Annotated in this window: 16 protein-coding genes; 11 read left to right on the top strand and 5 right to left on the bottom strand. The window is 62.7% G+C overall.

The features are described 5' to 3' along the window. Nucleotides 1-32: 32 nt before the first annotated feature. Nucleotides 33-2,405: a RelA/SpoT family protein gene (locus O148_RS16525; RefSeq protein ID WP_084157305.1), complete on the top strand. Its 2,373-nt coding sequence runs from the start codon at nucleotides 33-35 to the stop codon at nucleotides 2,403-2,405. Here the strand turns inward: O148_RS16525 and O148_RS0112585 are convergent. From O148_RS0112585 to O148_RS16520, 3 genes are all read right to left on the bottom strand, one after another. Next, nucleotides 2,402-3,037 (bottom strand): hypothetical protein, encoded by a 636-nt coding sequence (locus O148_RS0112585; protein ID WP_026531204.1) that lies wholly within the window; start codon nucleotides 3,035-3,037, stop codon nucleotides 2,402-2,404. The two genes, O148_RS16525 and O148_RS0112585, sit on opposite strands and share 4 nt — an antisense overlap. 89 nt (nucleotides 3,038-3,126) lie before the next feature. Beyond that, nucleotides 3,127-3,399: a hypothetical protein gene (locus O148_RS18225; RefSeq protein WP_338035380.1), complete on the bottom strand. Its 273-nt coding sequence runs from the start codon at nucleotides 3,397-3,399 to the stop codon at nucleotides 3,127-3,129. 30 nt (nucleotides 3,400-3,429) lie between these two features. Next, nucleotides 3,430-4,764 carry a DUF349 domain-containing protein gene (locus O148_RS16520; protein ID WP_338035379.1) on the bottom strand — a complete coding sequence of 445 codons (1,335 nt, stop codon included), beginning with the start codon at nucleotides 4,762-4,764 and terminating at the stop codon, nucleotides 3,430-3,432. 179 nt (nucleotides 4,765-4,943) lie between these two features. Here O148_RS16520 and hisS point away from each other — a divergent pair, with 179 nt between their 5' ends. Then, the gene (hisS, locus tag O148_RS0112575) at nucleotides 4,944-6,311 is read left to right on the top strand and encodes a histidine--tRNA ligase (protein ID WP_026531203.1); all 1,368 of its coding nucleotides are present in this window, start codon (nucleotides 4,944-4,946) and stop codon (nucleotides 6,309-6,311) included. A gap of 142 nt (nucleotides 6,312-6,453) precedes the next feature. Here the strand turns inward: hisS and O148_RS16515 are convergent, their stop codons facing one another. Beyond that, on the bottom strand, nucleotides 6,454-7,785 hold the full coding sequence (locus tag O148_RS16515; protein WP_084157303.1) for an APC family permease: 1,332 nt from the start codon (nucleotides 7,783-7,785) through the stop codon (nucleotides 6,454-6,456). 73 nt (nucleotides 7,786-7,858) lie between these two features. On the opposite strand from O148_RS16515, the gene aspS reads away from it, so the two are divergent. After that, nucleotides 7,859-9,649, top strand: a complete 1,791-nt coding sequence (aspS, locus tag O148_RS0112565; RefSeq protein WP_026531202.1) for an aspartate--tRNA ligase — start codon at nucleotides 7,859-7,861, stop codon at nucleotides 9,647-9,649. Nucleotides 9,650-9,739: 90 nt separating this feature from the next. On the opposite strand, the gene O148_RS17205 is transcribed toward aspS, so the two are convergent. Continuing rightward, nucleotides 9,740-10,447 (bottom strand): acVLRF1 family peptidyl-tRNA hydrolase, encoded by a 708-nt coding sequence (locus O148_RS17205; protein ID WP_157374633.1) that lies wholly within the window; start codon nucleotides 10,445-10,447, stop codon nucleotides 9,740-9,742. A 201-nt stretch (nucleotides 10,448-10,648) separates the two neighbouring features. On the opposite strand from O148_RS17205, the gene O148_RS16505 reads away from it, so the two are divergent. From O148_RS16505 to O148_RS0112520, 8 genes are all read left to right on the top strand, one after another. Beyond that, the gene (locus O148_RS16505) at nucleotides 10,649-11,962 is read left to right on the top strand and encodes a replication-associated recombination protein A (protein WP_084157308.1); all 1,314 of its coding nucleotides are present in this window, start codon (nucleotides 10,649-10,651) and stop codon (nucleotides 11,960-11,962) included. A gap of 148 nt (nucleotides 11,963-12,110) precedes the next feature. Beyond that, the gene (rpsD, locus tag O148_RS0112550; protein ID WP_026531201.1) at nucleotides 12,111-12,737 is read left to right on the top strand and encodes a 30S ribosomal protein S4; all 627 of its coding nucleotides are present in this window, start codon (nucleotides 12,111-12,113) and stop codon (nucleotides 12,735-12,737) included. Between the two features lie 311 nt (nucleotides 12,738-13,048). Continuing rightward, a complete protein-coding gene (locus O148_RS0112545; RefSeq protein ID WP_026531200.1) occupies nucleotides 13,049-13,423 on the top strand; it encodes a DUF948 domain-containing protein in 375 nt (124 codons plus the stop codon). Between the two features lie 7 nt (nucleotides 13,424-13,430). After that, nucleotides 13,431-13,655: a hypothetical protein gene (locus O148_RS0112540; RefSeq protein WP_026531199.1), complete on the top strand. Its 225-nt coding sequence runs from the start codon at nucleotides 13,431-13,433 to the stop codon at nucleotides 13,653-13,655. Between the two features lie 74 nt (nucleotides 13,656-13,729). After that, entirely contained in the window at nucleotides 13,730-16,417 is a 2,688-nt protein-coding gene (gene alaS / locus O148_RS0112535) for an alanine--tRNA ligase (protein ID WP_026531198.1), read from the top strand. Further along, a complete protein-coding gene (gene ruvX / locus O148_RS0112530) occupies nucleotides 16,414-17,010 on the top strand; it encodes a Holliday junction resolvase RuvX (RefSeq protein ID WP_169737537.1) in 597 nt (198 codons plus the stop codon). Before alaS ends, ruvX begins: the two co-directional genes overlap by 4 nt. Beyond that, nucleotides 17,007-18,455, top strand: a complete 1,449-nt coding sequence (gene mltG, locus O148_RS16495) for an endolytic transglycosylase MltG (protein WP_240470868.1) — start codon at nucleotides 17,007-17,009, stop codon at nucleotides 18,453-18,455. The genes ruvX and mltG overlap by 4 nt, the downstream gene beginning before the upstream one ends. After that, nucleotides 18,456-19,355, top strand: a complete 900-nt coding sequence (locus tag O148_RS0112520) for a shikimate dehydrogenase family protein (RefSeq protein ID WP_026531196.1) — start codon at nucleotides 18,456-18,458, stop codon at nucleotides 19,353-19,355. It abuts the gene before it with no gap. The last annotated feature ends 3 nt before the right edge of the window (nucleotides 19,356-19,358 follow it).

The raw sequence follows: 19,358 nt of genomic DNA, 5'->3' as shown, positions 1-19,358 counted from the left end.
AATCATCTACAGGAGTGGAAGGGAGTGGATCCATGGCGGAGAGCACGGGACGGAATGCGGCCAACGGAGCCATTCCCGAGGCCGAAATCGTGCCTCCCTCGGATCCTGCGCGTCCCGCGCACGTGGGTAAAGCCGCGGAATCCTCCCGGAGCATTTCGGGCTCATTCTCTCGTTCTGAACGGCCGCGCTCCCGATTCGGTTTGCTCTCGCGACGCGGACAGTTCTCCTCCAGCTCGCCAATCCTGGAACCGCTCATGCAGGCCATCCGGGTCAACAATCCCAAAGAGGATCTAGAACGCATCCGCCGCGCCTTTGAGGTTGCCGATCAACACCACGAGGGGCAAAAGCGCAAGAGCGGCGAACCCTACATCACTCACCCGGTTGCGGTGGCGACAATTCTTGCCGGTATGGGCATGACCGGAACCACCCTTCAAGCCGCGCTGTTACATGACACGGTGGAGGACACGGAATATTCGCTTTCCGACCTGAAGCGGGATTTCGGTCTCGAGGTTGCCATGCTCGTCGATGGGGTCACCAAGCTGGACAAAGTGACCTTCGGGGAGGCCGCGCAAGCTGAAACCGTGCGCAAAATGGTCGTGGCCATGGCCAAAGACATTCGGGTCCTGGTGATCAAGCTTGCCGACCGCCTACACAATGCGCGCACCTGGAAGTACGTCTCCTCGGAGTCCGCGCAACGCAAGGCTCGCGAAACGCTGGAAATCTTCGCGCCGCTGGCGCACCGCTTGGGCATGAACACCATCAAGTGGGAACTCGAGGACCTCTCGTTTGCCACGTTGCACCCGAAGGTGCATGAAGAGATCGTGCGGATGGTTACCGATCGAGCTCCGGAACGCGATAAGTACCTGAACCTGGTTCAGGCGCAGATCGGCAAGGATCTTCGCGAGGTGAAAATCAAACACGAAATCACCTCGCGCCCCAAGCACTATTACTCCATCTACCAAAAGATGGTGGTGCGCGGAAAAGACTTCAACGATATTCACGACCTGGTCGGGGTGCGCGTGCTCGTGGACTCGGTGCGAGACTGCTATGCCGTGCTCGGTGCCCTGCACTCCCGGTGGCATCCGCTCCCCGGGCGGTTCAAGGATTACATTGCGGTCCCCAAGTACAACATGTACCAGTCTCTGCACACCACGGTCATTGGACCGGGCGGCCGCCCGGTGGAGGTGCAGATCCGCACCCATGACATGCATCGTCGCGCCGAGTACGGTGTGGCCGCGCACTGGAAGTACAAGAACCAGAACAAGGCGCAGTCCTCTGGCGACGATATGACCTGGTTGCGCTCGTTGGTGGATTGGCAGCAAGAAACCAAGGACCCGTCAGAATTTCTGGATTCGCTGCGTTATGAGATCAACGCGAAAGAAGTCTTCGTTTTTACCCCCAAGGGCGAGGTCATGGCCCTGCCGGCCGGATCAACCCCGGTGGACTTCGCCTATGCGATCCACACCGAGGTGGGGCACCGCACGATCGGCGCGAGAGTCAATGGAAAACTGGTCCCGCTCAATTCGGAATTATCGCAGGGCGATTGGGTAGAGATCTTTACCTCCAAGGCCGAAGGGGCAGGGCCCAGCCAGGATTGGCAGGGTTTCGTCAAGAGCGCCCGCGCCCGCAACAAGATCCGGCAATGGTTCACCAAGGAGCGGCGCGAAGAGGCCATCGAAAAGGGCAAGGAAATGCTGACCCGCTCCATGCGCAAGCAAAACCTGCCCATTCAGCGCTTGATGTCCCATGACGCCCTGTACGGCATTTCGCAGGATTTGAACTATGCGGACATTGCCGGGGTGTACGCCGCAATCGGCGACGGCCACGTCGCGGCAAACAATATTATTGACCGGCTTTTGGCCGCCCATGGGGGTGCCGCCAACGTTGACGAGGACATCAACGAGACCACAATTTCGGCAAGCCCTAAGCGTTCTCGCTTCACCGACTCCGGTGTGACAGTTAAAGACGTGGGCGATGTCTGGGTCAAACTCGCCCGCTGTTGCACCCCGGTCCCGCCGGACCCGATTACCGGTTTCGTGACTCGCGGCTCCGGAGTGTCCGTACACCGCACCGACTGCACCAACCTGGAGGGCTTGCGCTCACAACCGGATCGGATTGTGGAGGTGGAGTGGGCGCCCACCCAGTCCAGCGTGTTCCTGGTGGAAATCCAGGTGGAGGCGCTGGACCGCAAGAGCCTGCTCTCCGATGTGACCCGGGTGCTGAGCGAGAATCACGTCAACATCCTCTCCGCAACCGTGAATACCTCGAGCGATCGGGTAGCCCTGTCGAAATTCTCCTTTGAAATGGGAGACCCGAAATACCTCGACCATATTCTGAGCGCCGTGCGCAAAATCGACGGTGTCTTCGACGTGTATCGCACCACCGACACCAACAAACGCATCTAGGGCGTCCAAGGATTCCCCGCCGCGTCCATGGCGTGCCGGATGCGGCTCTGGGCACGAGCGCGTGAGGCGCATCGCGGCAGCCGGTTCACCTGGTCGAGCACCTCGCCCAAACTAAAGGGCTCAATGCCGGCCTCCGCTATTTTCAACTCGCTCAAACGCTGAATCATGAAAACGCTCATGACATCATCTTTTCCGTTGGCGGCGATGTCGAGCGCTGCCCGCAGCGGCGCGTGCACGTGCAGGTCACCGAAAAGCACCGTTTCGTGGAGGGCCTGCCTCAGCTCGCTGATCACCAGGTTTCCGGTGTGCGGGGTGCGCGTGCGATGTGCGGAATCGACCCCGAAATGCAGAAGCCGATTGCCCCGCGCGGCAAGGAAGTAAGGCGGCATGTCGGCAAAGACTCCGTATACCCAGCAGGCGCTAGAACGTATGGAAACCAGTTTTGCCACGAGCCGGGGCGGAACCATGGAACTGAGCGCTTCGGCCCGCACCCACGGGGTCTCCTCCACATCCGCGGCAATGAACCGTTCCGGAAGAATCTCGTGCACCGCGCCGTCTAGGCGCAAGGCGGCGAGTTCTTCGCGGCCAAATGGCATCGGTGCGGCAAGAATCCGGGGAAGGTGAACCGTCATCCTCCCAGACTGCCCTATTTAAGTGGAAAAGTGGCCGGCCACAGCGCATCTGTGGACAGCCACTTTTTCGTACACAACCAGAGAGCCGGTCAGGACTGCATGTCTGCCGCCGTGCGCTTGACCATGTTCAACCATTCCTGCTTGGTGGCGAGCGCCTCTTCGGCTGTCGCCAACTTCTTAGCGTCACCGCCGGCGCGCGCCTTCTCGACATCGGCCTCGAGTTCGGCAATCGCATCCTCCAATTGGCTCAGCATGGAATTGGTGCGCGCCTGCGTCTCCGGGTTGGTTCGCTTCCAGTGCTTGTCCTCGGCGGACTTCACCGCATCTTCCACCTTGCGCAGGCCGGCCTCGATACGCCCCATGTCACCACGTGGAACCTTTCCAGCGTCCTCCTAACGTTCACGGATGGATTGCAACGCCTTCTTTGCGGCCCCAAGATCGTTGACCGGCAAGATGGCTTGGGCTTCGACCAGTAGCGCTTCCTTGACCTTGAGGTTTTCGCCAAACTCTCGGTCAATCTCATCGTTGGCGGCTTGGCGGGCGGCAAAGAAGGTGTCCTGCGCTGCCCGGAACCGGTTCCAGAGCTGATCGTCATCCTTTTTGCTGGCCCGCTTGCTTGCCTTCCACCGGGTCATCAGCTCGCGGTACGCCGCAGACGTGGCATTCCAATCAGTTGATGTCGAGAGCGCTTCGGCTTCGGCGATGAGCGCCTCCTTGGCGGCCTTCGCCTCGGAATTGTCGGCGTCAAGCTTGGAGAAGAACGCCCGGCGGTGCTTATCAAAAGTGGTGCGCGCGGCACGGAATCGCTTCCACAGCGCGTCTTCGGTGCTTCGCGGCAAGCGTACGTGCGATTTCTGCGCGCTCTTCCACTGCTCAAAGAGTTCGGCCATTTGCGCGCTGGCGTTCTTCCACTGCACGCCGGCCGGGTCTTGGCCCGCAAGTTCCTCAGCGGCCGCCACGATCGCTTCGCGCGAGGCCGCCTCCGCGGCGCGCGCCGCCTCGAGTTCGGCACGTGATTGCGCCTCGTGTTCCTTCAATTTCGCCTCGGCGGCATCCACCCGGGCGCTAAGCGCCGGCACATCCCCGACCATCTGCTTGGCGTCAATGGCCTCGCGAAGGTGCTTGATGGACCCGTGAGCTTCGTGGCCTGCGGTACCGCTGTCCAGACGCGTTTCAATCAGGATGACCTGGTTCATGAGGTCGTCATACTTGCGCACAAAGTACGCCAGCGCGTCCTCTTCGCTCGCGTTGGGGTATTGCCCGACCGCGAACTCCTCGCCCTCCACGATCAGGAAGACGTGGCCATCCGGTTCCACCCGGCCAAACTTCTTGGCCTCATCAAGGTCGGTGACATACGACGGCGGTGCACTCACCTTGGGCGCCCCAACCTCCTTGGCATTGGTGGCAGCAAGACCCGCAGGTGAGGGCTTCTTCGCCGCAAATGCTGCGGGAGATGGCGCCGCCGGGGAGGCAGCCGGCTTCGGCGCTGGGGTTTGCTCGGCCCGCGGAGCTGGCGCCGACTCGGGCGGTGTTGCTGGCGCTGACTCAGCCGGCGAGTCCGTCTCCGTCGTGGCCGTCGCCTCGGTCACAGCGTTGACCGTTTCTCCAGTGCCGGCATTCTCTACAGTTTCTTTTTCCTCTGCAGCCTCTGTAGGTTCCGGCACCTCGGCTGTTGCCTCTTCTGGCGTGGTGGGTGTGGTTTCGTCGGATTGTTGACTGTTGGTCACCGCTAAAATCTTCCGCTTGGTCCGTGTAGGTTCAACACCGGTGCTATTCGCGCCGCGTCTGTCGATTCTAACCCGATGCGACCGGGCGATTAGGGTTGGTCGGCTCGGGCGCTTAAAATCGGAGGGGCGCGCACGCGATGGGCGCCCACGGTCCCTTGAGCAGGAAAGGCATGAGCCACATGGCGCGCACACAGTCATTGTCAGGTTTCCCGGAGTTGCTTCCCGAGGAGCGGTTGATCGAACTGCATCTGATTGACTCGTTGCGCCGCACTTTCGAGCTTCACGGATTCTCCAGCATTGAGACGCGATCGGTCGAAACTCTGGACCAGCTCCTGCGTAAAGGCGATATCGATAAAGAGGTTTACGCGGTGGGGCGGCTCCAAGCGCTTCTGGGGGACCAGGGCTCCAACGGCACCCCGGACGCCGCCTCGGCAAAGATCGACCCCAAGAAACAGTTGGCGCTGCACTTTGACCTGACCGTGCCGTTTTCCCGCTACGTCACCGACAACGCCGGACACCTGACCTTCCCGTTCCGCCGTTTTCAGATTCAGAAAGCGTGGCGCGGCGAGCGTCCCCAAGAGGGTCGCGAACGGGAATTTTTGCAGGCCGACATCGACATTATCGGCGAGGGCACGCTGCCCTTTATCCACGATGTCGAACTTGCGCTCATCGTCCTGGAAGCGTTCGGCAAATTGCCCTTGCCGCCGGTCAAACTACGCGTGAACAACCGCAAACTCGCGCAGGGATATTACGAGGGGATTGGGCTTGCCGACTCCGAAGGTGTGCTCCGGGTGATCGACAAACTGGAAAAGATCGGCCCGGAAAAGGTGAAGGAAGCACTCGAGACCGAACTGGGCGCCTCCGCGGAACAAGCAGACGCCGCCTTGGCGCTGGCGAGCATCGAAACCGAGGACACGAGTTTCGTGGACAAGGTACGCGCCCTTGGCGTCACCAACGAAAAGCTCGAGGAAGGACTCGCCGAGCTCGAGCAGGTCATTGCGGCCGCAGTCCAAGCGGCACCGGGCAAGGTCGTCGCGGACCTCTCGATCGCACGCGGCCTGGACTATTACACCGGGACCGTTTACGAGACCCAGCTCGTCGGGCACGAGGAACTCGGCTCGGTGTGCTCGGGCGGCCGGTATGAATCCCTGGCGCGCAAGGGCAACCGCACGTTCCCCGGTGTGGGGCTCTCGATCGGTGTCTCACGGATCATGGCCCGTGTTCTAGCGCAAAACCTTGCCAAGGCTTCCCGCTCGGTGCCGACGGCGGTGTACGTGGCACTCGCGAATGATGAGCAGTGGGGGCGAGCGCAGGACATCGCCGCGCAATTGCGCGCCCGTGACATTGCGGTGGAAGTCGGCGCAACCGCCTCCAAATTCGGCAAGCAAATCAAATACGCGGACAATCGCGGCATCCCGTTCGTCTGGTTTATCGGCGAGGACGGCACGAGCGAGGTCAAGGACATTCGCAGCGGCGAACAGGTGTCGGCGGACCCGGCAACGTGGGAGCCACCGCAGGCCGACCGGAACCCGCGCATCACCTCCTGACCCCGCATCTATGTAGCGCCAATTACCGGTTTTTCGCGATTTTCGCGTATTTCGCGCTACATAGACGGGGAGGTACGACGGCGGTGACTCGCCTTAAGAAGGCGAGTCACCGCCGTCGTTGCTCACCAAAGCGCACCCGCGCTCACGTCCTTCGCCCCCGCCCCTCTCGCCGAGACGTTAGGACGCTTGCGGCGATGATGGCCAGGATCGCGATCCAGCCCCACGGGTTGACCGTCACCGAAAGCGCCACACACCCCAGGAGGCCAAGCGCGTTGAGCAGTCGCGGGGAGTACCAGGGGCGCCTCACGGTCTCGTGCCATTCGGGCCGGACGCGCAGGGCGGCGAGGTTGGTCACCGCGTAATAGGTCAGCACCGCGCAACTGGAGAGGGCAATGAGCCAGGGGAGCGAGCCGAACAGGATGCCAAGCGCCACCAGTGCCACCAGCACCAGCTCGGCAATCATGGGGGAGCGGTGCCGATTCAGGCGGGAGAACACGCTCGGCAGGTCGCCCTCACGGGCCATGGCGAACGCCGTGCGGGACATTCCAGCCAGGAGCGCGAGCAGCGCGCCCGCGGCGGCCAGTACGGCGGCACCGGAAACCAACGGCATAAAGACGGGGTTTTCGGTCAGTCGGCCGAGGGCCTCGCCGACCGGGGCCGCCGCCGCAGGCAAATCCGCACCCAGAACACGGGTGAGGCCCAGAAGCAGGGCGACGTAGAGAGCGAGCACCACGGCGAAGGCGCCAAAAATGGCGCGCGGGATATTGCGCGCCGGATGAATGACTTCTTCACCCATGGTGGCAATGCGGGCATAGCCGGCGAAGGCGAAAAACAGGATTCCGGCGCCGCCGAGCACACCCCATACATCGGTATTCGGGAGCGGCGCTGAGCGTGCCGGAGACCCGGCAATATTTGTGATAATCGCCACAAATACCAGAACCGCGAAGACAATGGCGACAATGATGCGGGTCGCCGTCGCGGTGCGCGTGATGCCAAAAAGATTGATGACAGTCAGTGCGGCCAAGGCGATGAGCGCAACCAATTGCGGATTGGCCGGCAGTGTGTAGACGCCAATCGTGTACCCCATCGCCGCGCAGGAGGCGACCTTGCCGAGCAAAAAAGAAAACCCGGCGATGCGGGCGAAGGGTCGGCCCAGAGTGCGCAAGGCGTATTCGTAGGTTCCGCCGGCGCGCGGGATGGCGCGGGCGAGCATGGCGGTGGCCGAAGCGTTGGCGAACGCGATGACGGCCGCCACACCGAGGGCCAGCAACGTCCAACTTCCCGCGCGAGCAGTGGCCGGCGCAAAAACCACAAAGACCCCGGCACCGAGCATTGACCCCACACCGACTGTGGTGGCGTCGAAGCCGCCTAGCCGTCGCTGCAGTCGAGGTTCGGGGCTCATTTTCTCTCCTGGTGCCGGCTCGGCGGGGTGGCTTGCCACGTCGATACCGGCGTGGCGGGGCGGTAAACTCATCTCTAGCCGTGGCGCATTTTCATCATGTCACGCCGCGGCGACACTCACACACCCCTTTTGTGGAAGGACATTCGTGCTACGTACTCACGAGCTCGGACGCTTGAGCGCTGAGCAGATCGGACAGGAAGTCACCGTCGCCGGCTGGGTTGCCCGGCGCCGAGATCACGGCGGAGTGGCGTTCCTGGATTTGCGCGATGCGAGCGGTGTCGCACAGGTGGTGGTGCGTAATGAGGACGACTTTGATCACTTGCGCAACGAGTACGTTATCCAAGTGACCGGCACCGTGGAACGGCGCCCCGAAGGCAATGAAAACCCGGCCTTGGCATCCGGTGAAATTGAGATCATGGCGGACACCGTCACGGTGCTCAACACCGCAGAAGCACTGCCCTTCCAGATTGATGAGCACGTCGAGGTCGGCGAAGAGGTGCGCCTCAAGCACCGGTACTTGGATCTGCGCCGCCCGGGCCCGCGCAAAAACTTGTTGTTGCGCAGCGAAGCCAACCGTATTGCACGCAACATTCTGCACGATGAAGGCTACGTCGAGGTCGAAACCCCGACGCTGACCCGTTCCACCCCTGAAGGCGCCCGCGACTTCCTGGTCCCGGCACGCCTAGTACCCGGCAACTGGTACGCCCTGCCGCAGAGCGCCCAGTTGTTCAAGCAGCTCTTGCAAGTGGCCGGCTTTGAGAAGTTCTACTACCTGGCCCGCGCCTACCGCGACGAAGACTTCCGTGCCGACCGGCAACCGGAATTCACCCAGCTCGACATCGAAGCGAGCTTTGTGGACCAAGAAGACATCATTGCCCTGGTAGAAAAGGTCACCGCAGCGCTCTGGAGCGAACTCGTCGGATATGAGGTGACACTGCCGCTGCCGCGTATCACCTACCAGGACGCGATGGCGCGCTTCGGCTCGGATAAACCGGATATGCGCTTCGACCTGGAGCTCACCGAGCTCACCGAGTTCTTCAAGGACACCACTTTCCGCGTGTTCCAGGCGCCCTATGTCGGTGCCGTGGTGATGCCCGGCGGCGCCTCGCAACCGCGCCGAACCCTGGACGCCTGGCAGGAATGGGCCAAGCAACGCGGCGCCAAGGGCCTCGCGTACGTGCTCATTTCCGAGGACGGCGAACTGGGCGGACCTGTCGCCAAGAACTTGACCGATCAGGAGCGCGCGGGCCTCGCCGACGCCGTGGGCGCGAACCCCGGCGACTGCGTCTTTTTCGCCGCCGGCGAACCCGGACCCTCGCGTGCGCTCCTCGGTGCCGCCCGCGTGGAAATCGGCAAGCGTGTGGGTCTCATTGACGAGTCGGCGTGGTCGCTCCTGTGGGTCGTGGACGCGCCAATGTTCGAACCGGCCGCGGACGCCGTCGCCAGCGGTGACGTGGCCGTCGGCGAAGGCGCCTGGACCGCGGTGCACCACGCCTTCACCTCGCCCAAGTCCGAATTCAAGGACAGCTTCGACACCGATCCCGGTTCGGCGCTCGCCTACGCCTATGACCTGGTGTGCAACGGCAACGAAATCGGCGGCGGCTCCATCCGTATTCACGAACGGGACGTGCAAGAGCGCGTCTTCAAGGTCATGGGCCTGGACGAGGCGACCGCACAGGAAAAGTTCGGCTTCCTCCTCGACGGTTTCCGCTACGGCGCCCCGCCGCACGGCGGATTTGCCTTCGGGTGGGACCGCACGGTGGCACTCTTGGCCGGCGTCGACTCCATCCGCGAGGTTATCGCCTTCCCGAAGTCCGGCAACGGCTACGACCCGCTCACCGGAGCCCCCGGCGAGATCACCGCGAAACAGCGCAAGGAAGCCGGCGTCGATTACGTCAAGCCAGAGAACACAAAGGCCGAGCCCAAGAAGGCCTAACCCGCGCTTCACCGGTGACTCAGACGGCCCCGGGGTGGACCCATAACTGTTATGGGTCCACCCCGGGGCCGTTCTCGACCCGCGCACGGTTCAGTCAGGATCGGTAATCGTGACTTTGAGCGCCTGAGTCTCGCGTGCCACCTGTGCCGCGTCGCGCTGGCGTGGCTCGCCGTGTACCGCCACGTGCACCCGGGGCAGGCGCGCCCACGGCGACAGCGGCGGTTCCGCCAATAGCGCCTCCAGCAAGGGGCGGTCGCCGCCGGTCGCCAGCACGTCTACGGTCTTGGGAGCGCCAGTTCCGCCTTCAGTCGAGAGCAGGTGCGTGGCGGCGTGCGTCGCGGACTTCAGCAGGTTCGCGGTTTGCCCAGTACGACGGCGTTGGTAGCGTTGCTGGGACCACCCACCGGCCGCTGTGCGCCCCTGGACATATTTTGTGTCGGACTTGCTCGAAACCAGCCGCCCGCCGGTGGCGATGCCCACGCTGTAACCACCGCGGCGTAGCAGAATGATGCCGACGTGTCGGTCCCACTGCGCCCGCTCCAACAGGGTTTGCCAGGTCACCGGAGGCGTGACTGTGCCGAATTCTGGGCCCAGTTCGCGCTGGTCTAGCGTGGCGATGGCGGCGCCGTCCACCGCGACCAGGTGACCCGACGGGGCTCGAAACGTCCAGGCGGAGGCCTCGGTTGCGAGAGAGCTTTCCGGTGTGGAGCCCAGAAGTTCGAGTGCGCCCTGCCGGTCTTCAAACCGTTCAAACCACCCGGGTAGGCGGTTTCGATCAATAGTGAGTGTTCGTGGCACGTGCCCAGAGTATCCGGTGAGGGCAACGCCGTCGTTCATCTGCTTGGTGAGCGCACAGTACCGTGCGCGTGAAAATACGCCCGTCGAGGAAATGCCCGGCGCAATGTCGGTGCGGGCAGATAGCCTGGATGAGTGGATCTTTTCTCGGCCGATGAGACGCGGCAGAACAACGAATCGCTGCGCGCGCCGCTCGCGGTGCGGATGCGCCCGCAATCGATCGATGAGGTGGTGGGGCAGCAGTCGCTACTCACTCCTGGATCGCCGCTGCGCGCCCTAGCCGAGGGGACGAGCGTCGGGGCGGGCAACTCGGTCATTCTGTGGGGGCCGCCGGGAACCGGAAAGACCACGCTCGCGCACGTGATCGCCAAGGGGCCGAACCGTAAATTTGTGGAGCTCTCCGCGATCACCGCGGGTGTCAAGGACGTGCGCAAAGTCATGGAAGATGCCCTTCATGAGCGCGATCTGTACCAGCGCACTACGGTGCTGTTTCTGGATGAGATTCACCGTTTCAATAAGGCGCAGCAGGACGCGCTCTTGCCCGGTGTGGAGAACGGGTGGGTCATTTTGGTGGCCGCGACCACGGAGAACCCGTCGTTTTCGGTGGTGTCCCCGTTGCTTTCCCGTTCGCTGCTGTTGACGCTGCAGCCCCTGGACGAGCAGGATTTGGTGACGTTGGTGGACCGGGCTCTCACCGATGAGCGCGGACTCGGCGGCAAATTCACGCTGAGCGAGGAAGCGAAAACGCACCTGGTCAAGGTGGCCGGGCAGGATGCACGCCGAACCTTGACGTCATTGGAGGCCGCGGCCACCGTGGCGCTCTCGCGTGCTACGAATGCCGGTGAGGGGGACGCGCACCCCATCGACATCACGCTTGACGACGCCGAACTCGCGATCGATATCGCCCCGCAACGCTATGATCGCCAGGGCGACATGCACTATGACGTGATAAGCGCGTTTATCAAGTCCATTCGAGGGTCCGATGTGGACGCGGCCATGCATTACCTTGCCAAAATGCTGGAGGCGGGGGAGGACCCGCGGTTTATCGCACGGCGTCTGATGATCAGCGCTTCCGAGGACATTGGTATGGCGGACCCGACAGCACTGCAAACTGCGGTCGCGGCCGCGCAAGCGGTGCAGCTCATCGGCATGCCGGAGGGCCGCATTATTCTGGCCGAGGCCGTGACGCATTTGGCGACGGCGCCCAAATCCAATGCGAGCTATAACGCCATCAACCGCGCCGTAGCCGATGTGCGGGCGGGTAAAGGGAAAGGGGTGCCTTCGCACTTGCGGGATGCGCACTATCCCGGCGCGCAAAAGCTCGGGCACGGGAAAGGGTATGTGTATTCGCACGATCAACCGCACGCGATCGCGACCCAACAATACGCCCCGGATGATCTGGTTGGGGTGGACTATTACGAACCCAAAAACATCGGCGCCGAACGGGCCATCGCCGAACGCCTGGAAACCATACGCTCTATTGTGCGCGGCAAGGGTGCGGGCACCGGAAAAGGCTGATTTTCTGCTAAGATAGTTAGCTGGCTGGCAAGCCACCTGGGGCCCGAATTCCTATTCGGCACCGGTGCGCTGTAGTACAAGGATTCCGGCAATCCCAACTCTCCCTCCTGGAGGCCAGTAAAAACGCGCCGAAAATCGAAAGGGAAACGTGGGAACTCGAGCACGTACCCGCAATACCGCACGCATGTCGCGTGCCCTTGGTATTGCTTTGACACCCAAGGCCGCCAAGTATCTTGAGCGCCGCCCCTACGCACCGGGTCAGCACGGCCGCAACAAGCGCAAGCAGGACAGCGACTACGCGGTTCGTCTGCGCGAGAAGCAGCGTCTGCGCGCCCAGTACGGTATCCGCGAAGCACAAATGACCCGTGTCTTCGAGGAAGCTCGCCGCACCGAGGGCCTGACCGGTGAAAACCTCATTGAACTTCTGGAAATGCGTCTTGACGCTCTGGTCTTGCGTGCCGGCTTTGCCCGCACCATCGCCCAGGCGCGTCAGCTCGTGGTGCACCGTCACATCCTTGTTGACGGCCAGCGTGTGGACCGTCCTTCCTTCCGTGTGAAGGAGGGCCAGTTGATCCACGTGCACCAGCGCAGCGAAACCATGACCCCGTTCCAGGTTGCCGCCGCCGGCGCGCACCGCGACGTCCTTCCCGACGTCCCGGGCTACCTGGATGTGCAGTTGGAGAAGCTGCAGGCTCGCCTGGTTCGCCGCCCGAAGCGCGCCGAGGTTCCGGTGACCTGTGAAGAGCAGCTCGTGGTGGAATACTACGCACGCTAAGTGAGCGGGACTACGCGTCCCTCGACTCGACTTTGCAACACGCACAGCCCGCGGCCCCTGCGCCGCGGGCTGTGCTGTTTCACGAGTCAAGTCACAATTAGGGTTCAGGCAAACTAAGGTTCGGGCCAACTAGGGTTCAGGCCAACCCAGCGCGCTATGCCGATCCATTGCGGCGCGTCGCTTAAGCTCGGCGCGCAGTGGAAGGCTGATCGCCACGACGGCCAGGAATATTCGGTAAGGTTGCTTTTTGATAACGCAACCGCCTTGACCGGTTTAACGTCGGCTAGCTAATGCTGTGAAGAGGAGCAGATATGACCCCCGGTGACATTGCCGCTCTCATCTGGGCGGGAGGATTTATTCTCTTTGTCCTTCTCGCGGCGATTCCCATTGTGAAACTCGGTCGATTTATTGACGAAATGCGCCGGGGCATGGGCGATCTGGCTAACGGGGCCACCCCCTTGGTCGAGGAAGTCACTCAAACCGTCACACTGACCAATGACCAGATCAAAAAGGTCGACGTGGTCTCCAACAATGTCTCGGACGCCAGCGCCAATCTCTCCGCGCTCTCCTCGCTGATGGCCTCGACGCTCGGCCAACCCTTGATCAAGGTGTCCGCGTTCACCTACGGGGTGCGCCGCGCCATCGCAGAACGCGGACGCTCGGCCTCCGGAAAGCACAGCAGGTGAGGCGCCCATGATGAAACGAATCTTTTGGGTCGGCGTCGGTGTGAGCCTCGGCGTCATGATCACCATCAAGATCAACCAGGCCCGCGACAACGTTCAACCCACCAACATCAATCGCGCGGTGGGGCAAGTGCAGGACCGCGTCGGCGGATTCCTCGACACGCTCTCCGCCTCCATGCGCGAGCGCGAAACGCAACTGCGCGAACAGCTGGGGCTTAAGGACCCCGCTGCCTAAACCTGGGCGCAGCGCCTCAAGCCGACCCCGGCACGCCAACCATTTACACGTGAAGAGAAGAGCAAGAAACCTCCATGAAGACCCACGAGATCGCACAGCGTTGGATTGACTTCTTCGTCAAGAAGAATCACGTCGCGGTGCCATCAACGTCCCTCGTGTCACCGGATCCCTCGGTGCTGTTTGTCATTGCCGGGATGATCCCCTTTGTGCCCTACTTCACCGGTGCTCAACCTGCGCCCTTTGAGCGCGCGGTCAGTGTACAAAAGTGCATTCGGACACCCGACATCGACGAGGTCGGCAAGACGGCTCGGCACGGGACCTTCTTCCAAATGATGGGCAACTTTTCCTTTGGCGACTACTTCAAGGAAAAGGCAATTCCCTACGCCTGGGAGCTGTTGACAACCTCTCAAGAGGAAGGCGGTTATGGGCTGGATCCGGATCGGCTGTGGGTGACCATTTACCGGGATGATGAAGAGTCCTTCCGGATCTGGACCGAGGTTGTGGGCTTCCCGGCGGAGCGCATTCAGCGCATGGGCAAGGAAGAGAACTTCTGGGATACCGGCCAGGCCGGGGGACCTGCAGGGCCTGATTCTGAAATTTTCTATGATCGCGGACCCGAATACGGCGAAGCCGGGGGACCGGCGGTCAATGACGACCGCTACATGGAAATCTGGAACCTCGTGTTCATGGAGTTCGAACGCGGCGCCGGCATTGGCAAGAACGACTACGAGATCGTGGGCGAGCTACCCAAGAAGAACATCGACACCGGTATGGGCTTGGAACGTCTGGCCATGCTGCTTCAGGGCGTGGACAACATTTATGAGACGGACCAATTGTTCGCCGTCATCGAAGAGGCCGCACGCCTGTCGGGGAAGAAATACACTCATTCCGAAAATCCGGAGGACCCCGAGTTCGCCGACGACGTGCGTTTGCGCGTGGTGGCAGATCATGTTCGCGCGTCGTTAATGCTCATCGCGGACGGTGTGTCCCCGTCCAATGAGGGGCGCGGCTATGTGCTGCGACGCCTTTTGCGCCGTGCCATCCGCGCCATGCGCTTGCTCGGTGTTGAGGGGCCCTCGCTGCCGCAACTGCTGCCGGTGTCCCGGGACGCGATGAAGGGTTTCTACCCGGCGGTTGCCGAGGACTTCGAGCGCATCAGCCGGATCGCGTATGCCGAAGAAAACTCGTTCCTGCGAACCATCGCTTCCGGCACCGAGCGCCTGGATGAAGCCGTGAGCGCGTCAAAGGCCGCCGGAACGCCGTTGAGCGGCCAGGACGCGTTCATGTTGCACGACACCTACGGCTTCCCGATCGACCTCACTTTGGAAATGGCCGAAGAGGCCGGTGTGGCCGTGGACGAGCCGGGCTTCCGTTCCCTCATGGAGGAACAGCGTCAGCGCGCCAAGGCGGACGCCCGCCAAAAGAAGCTCGGCGGCTCCGATGTCAGCGTCTACAAGGAATTGGGCGCGAACGGCAAAACCGTCTTCACCGGTTATGACGAGCTCACCAGCGACGCTCGCGTCAAGGGGATTCTCTCCGGCGGGCTACTCGTGCCCAGCGCCGGTGTCGGCCAGGAGATCGAGCTGGTTCTCGATCAAACCCCGTTCTACGCCGAGTCCGGCGGTCAGGCCGCCGACACCGGGTTGATCACCGGCGACGGCTTTGTTCTTGAAGTGTTGGATGTCCAAAGCCCAATCCGCGGACTCAACGTCCACAAGGCGCGCGTACGGGAAGGCGAGGTGAGCGCCGAGGCCGCCGTGGTGGCAGCGGTGGATCAGCAGCGCCGCCACGCCGGAGAGCAGGCGCACTCGGCAACGCACCTGGTACACGCCGCCCTACGCCAAATCCTGGGACCCGAAGCGACCCAGCGCGGTTCCTTCAACAAGGCCGGGTATTTGCGCTTCGATTTTGGCTGGGGCGAAGCGCTCAGCGAAAGCACCAAGAGCGAAATCGAAGAAGTGAGCAACGTCGCCATCCGCGACAACTTCGAGGTCACCACCAAGGTCATGGCCCTGGACGAGGCCAAGGCGCTGGGCGCCATGGCGCTCTTTGGCGAAAACTACGGCAACGAAGTGCGCGTGGTGGAGATCAACGGTGCCTGGTCCCGGGAGCTCTGCGGTGGTACACACGTGAACTCCACCGCACAAGTGGGGACGCTGAGCCTCTTTGGCGAGCAGTCGGTGGGATCGGGAAACCGCCGTGTCGAGGCGTTTGTTGGCCTGGACGCTTTCCGCCACCTCGCCGCAGAACGCGCGCTGGTCAACCAGCTCACCGGCATGCTGAAGGTCCCAAGCGACCAACTCGCGGAGCGTATCTCCAGCACTCTGGAGAAGCTGCGCAGCACCGAAAAGGAACTTGCCGCCTTGCGCAAGCAACAAGTCTTGGCACAAGCGAGTTCGCTCGCCGAGAAGGCTCAGGAGTCGAGTGGCGTCAAGATTCTGATTGCCAGCATTGGCGTTCTGGACGGCGCCGATGCCTTGCGCCAGCTCGTCACCGACATACGTTCCCGATTTGGTTCAACGCCCGCGGTCATCACCCTTGTCGCAACCGTGAACGGGAAGCCCATGGTTCTTGCCGCGACCAATGAGGGCGCCCGCGAAAAAGGATTGAAGGCCGGAAGCCTGGTCAAGACCGCAACCGGCGTCCTCGGCGGCGGTGGCGGCGGCAAGGACGATCTCGCCCAAGGCGGCGGCCAGGACGCCTCGAAGATTGACGAGGCATTGGAAGCCGTACGCCAAGAAATTCTCAAGGTGGTTGCGTGAGCGACCCCGACATTCACGGTGCCGGTGCTAAGAGCCCGCTTCGCGGTGTGGCTCTTGGCATCGACGTGGGCAACGCCCGCGTCGGGGTGGCCGTCTCAGACCCTGGTGCCCGGACGGCCATTCCCTTGCGCACCCTCAAGCGCGACCTCAAAAAGAACTTCGATGTGCGCCAACTCGGCCACGAAGTTCGAGAGCGCGGTGCGGTCGTGGCCTATGTCGGTTTGCCGTTGACCATGAACGGTGGCGAGTCCGCATCCACGGCGATGGCGCGCGACTACGCCCACACATTGGCCGCTCACCTGCAACACGGCGACACGGGGTGTGAAGTGCGTCTCATCGATGAGCGCCTCACCTCGGCAACGGCCCGCAGAAACCTCGCCGAAGCCGGAGTGAGCGCAAAAGACTTCAAAAAATCCATCGATCAGTTAGCGGCTACTGAGATACTGCAACAAGCCCTAGACTTCCAAAAGCGACACCACCGGCCAGCTGGAACCCCCATAGTTCTCGCCGCGGGTGCTGTTGATAACCCCCAGCAACAAAAGGACGGTTCAGATGACGAAGCTCACGCTACTTCCGGGCGGGCATCCGAATGACTGAACGCAACGATCAGAATTCCGAGCATGTGCCCGTACGCCGCCGTGATTTGCGCGCCCGCGGATTCTTTGACCAGAACGCGCCGGGGCAGCAAGCCGAGGAAGGCGCGCAGGCACAAGATGCGCCGGCCCGCGAGCCGCGCAATGCAGAGCCCACACAGCAGACACGGCAGCCGCAATCACAGGCCCAGCGCCCGGAGCAAGACCAGGCCCAGCCACAGCCCCAACCAGAGCCAAAGCCACAGCCAGAGTCGCAGCCGCAACCTTCCCCGGCCGCACCCTCGCCTACTCCTGCCGAACCAGCCACCGGCATGCTCCCACAGCCCGTGGCGGCCCACGACGAGCGCCCCGGCGTCTTCGAAGAAGTCCCCACCACGCCTCGCCACAAGCACCGCAAACGCAATCAAGCGATCGTATTCGGAATCGTCCTGGTCCTCTTTGTCACCGGCATTTTCCTTTTCGCCCCGCGCGTGATGGACATGTTCGGCCTCGGCAAACCCACCGACTTTCCCGGCCCCGGCACCGAAACGGTGACCTTCTCGATCAAGGAAGGCGAAGCCAGCCGATCCATCGCCAACAACCTGCAGCAGCAGGGCATTGTCGCGAACTCGGACGCCTTCTTGAAAACCCTGGACGAAACCGCCAACGGCCGCGCCATCCAGCCCGGCGACTTCGAAATGCGCAAGGAAATGAGCAACGCCGGCGCTGTCGAGGCGCTCCTGAGCGAGGCCGCACGCGTCACCTATATTCCGCTGGACGCGGGATTGCGCGTGGGCGAGTCGCTGCAGCGGATTGCCGACGGCGCGCACGTGGACATTTCCGAACTCGAGGCCCTGAATAAGGACCCGCAACAGTTCGGTCTCCCGGCCCAGGCCAAGAGCCTGGAAGGATATCTCTGGCCCGGCGAATACCGCTTCGATGAGGGCACCTCGGCCAAGGACATCATCCAGACCCTGGTGGACAAGACCAAGGAAGAATTGACCAAGCTGGGAGTGACAGACCCGGCCGAACAGTACCGGACGTTGACCTTTGCGAGCATTGTGCAGGCCGAGGGCAATCAGACCGACTACGCCCGCATTGCCGGCGCGCTGACGAACCGGCTCAAGGGCGACAACCCGGAAACCAGCGGACGCATCGAATCGGACGCGACCGTCATTTACGGGCTTGATCGCCGTTCGCTGAACGTCACCGCCGAGGAGAAGGCGGACACGAGCAACCCGTACAACACCTTTGCCATGACCGGACTGCCCGTCGGCCCGATTGACACGCCGGGCCTGGACGCGCTCAAGGCCGCGATCAACCCGGAACAAAACGATTACTACTACTGGGTGACCGTCAACCTAGACACCGGCGAGACCCTCTTCGCCCGCACCTACCAGGAACACCTTGCCAATGTCGACAAGTACCAGCAGTGGTGCGCGGCCAACGCCGGACGGTGCGAGTAGGTGAGCGCGCCCGCCCGGGCCGCCGTCATTGGCAGCCCGATCGCGCACTCGCTCTCACCGGCCCTGCACCGGGCCGCCTATTCCCACCTCGGCATTAACGCGGACTATACCGCCATCGAGGTGACGGAAAGCGCGTTCGGAGCCTTCCTCGAGTCGCTCCGCACCGACCGCGAGCGTCGCTGGCTGGGGCTCTCGGTCACCATGCCGCTCAAGCGCGTCGCCGCCCAGCGGGCGGATTGGCTCGATGAGAACACTCGCCTGATCGGGGTGGCAAATACCCTGATGTTCGACGGCGATGCCTCCTCCCCGAATGCGGGCACCATTCGCGCGCACAACTTTGATATTCACGGCATCGTGCGTTCCTTGGAGCATGTGGGCGTGAAAAAGGTCGACTCCTGCCTCATCCTTGGCGGAGGCGGGACCGCACTGGCAGCGCTGGCCGCCGCGCACCGCCTGGGCGCGAGTTCGATCGAGCTGGCGCTCCGGGATGTTGCCAAGGCCACGGAGCTCACGGACCTTGCGGCCCGACTTGGAACCAGCCTCACGGTTTCGCCGCTCACACCGGACATTTTGGCAACCCACAGCCGCGGTGAGCCGGGGCCGAAAAGTGGGGGACACGCCGTCGTACTTTCCACCCTGCCTGCCCGCGCCGCCGACCCGCTATCCCACCATGTCCCGGAACTCCCCGGGGTTCTGTTGGATGTCGCCTACGACCCGTGGCCCAGTGAACTGGCGCGTGCCTTCGCTCAGGCGGGGGGGAGCGTGGTGTCCGGCAAGGAGATGCTGCTCTACCAAGCGATCGAACAGGTCAGGGTGTTCGGGCGGCTGGATGGGGCGGTGCCGGCGTCCGCGATTAATGCGATGTGTGACGCGATCGGCATCCCCCGGCGTGAGGGTTAAGGC

The organism is Haematomicrobium sanguinis DSM 21259, assembly GCF_000688395.1.
Lineage (GTDB): Bacteria > Actinomycetota > Actinomycetes > Actinomycetales > Micrococcaceae > Haematomicrobium > Haematomicrobium sanguinis.
The sequence above is the reverse complement of the archived record's forward strand: the minus strand, read 5'-3'. Positions and strand labels throughout refer to the sequence as shown.

What these genes read in the sequence shown, in the direction of transcription:
- O148_RS0112585 (WP_026531204.1), bottom strand. Translation starts at nt 3,037, where the DNA reads ATGACGGTTCACCTTCCCCGGATTCTTGCCGCACCGATGCCATTTGGC.
- mltG (WP_240470868.1), top strand. Translation starts at nt 17,007, where the DNA reads ATGACTGAACGCAACGATCAGAATTCCGAGCATGTGCCCGTACGCCGC.
- O148_RS16525 (WP_084157305.1), top strand. Translation starts at nt 33, where the DNA reads ATGGCGGAGAGCACGGGACGGAATGCGGCCAACGGAGCCATTCCCGAG.
- O148_RS16505 (WP_084157308.1), top strand. Translation starts at nt 10,649, where the DNA reads ATGCGCCCGCAATCGATCGATGAGGTGGTGGGGCAGCAGTCGCTACTC.
- O148_RS16515 (WP_084157303.1), bottom strand. Translation starts at nt 7,785, where the DNA reads ATGAGTTTACCGCCCCGCCACGCCGGTATCGACGTGGCAAGCCACCCC.
- O148_RS0112545 (WP_026531200.1), top strand. Translation starts at nt 13,049, where the DNA reads ATGACCCCCGGTGACATTGCCGCTCTCATCTGGGCGGGAGGATTTATT.
- O148_RS0112540 (WP_026531199.1), top strand. Translation starts at nt 13,431, where the DNA reads ATGATGAAACGAATCTTTTGGGTCGGCGTCGGTGTGAGCCTCGGCGTC.
- hisS (WP_026531203.1), top strand. Translation starts at nt 4,944, where the DNA reads ATGGCGCGCACACAGTCATTGTCAGGTTTCCCGGAGTTGCTTCCCGAG.
- alaS (WP_026531198.1), top strand. Translation starts at nt 13,730, where the DNA reads ATGAAGACCCACGAGATCGCACAGCGTTGGATTGACTTCTTCGTCAAG.
- O148_RS18225 (WP_338035380.1), bottom strand. Translation starts at nt 3,399, where the DNA reads ATGGGGCGTATCGAGGCCGGCCTGCGCAAGGTGGAAGATGCGGTGAAG.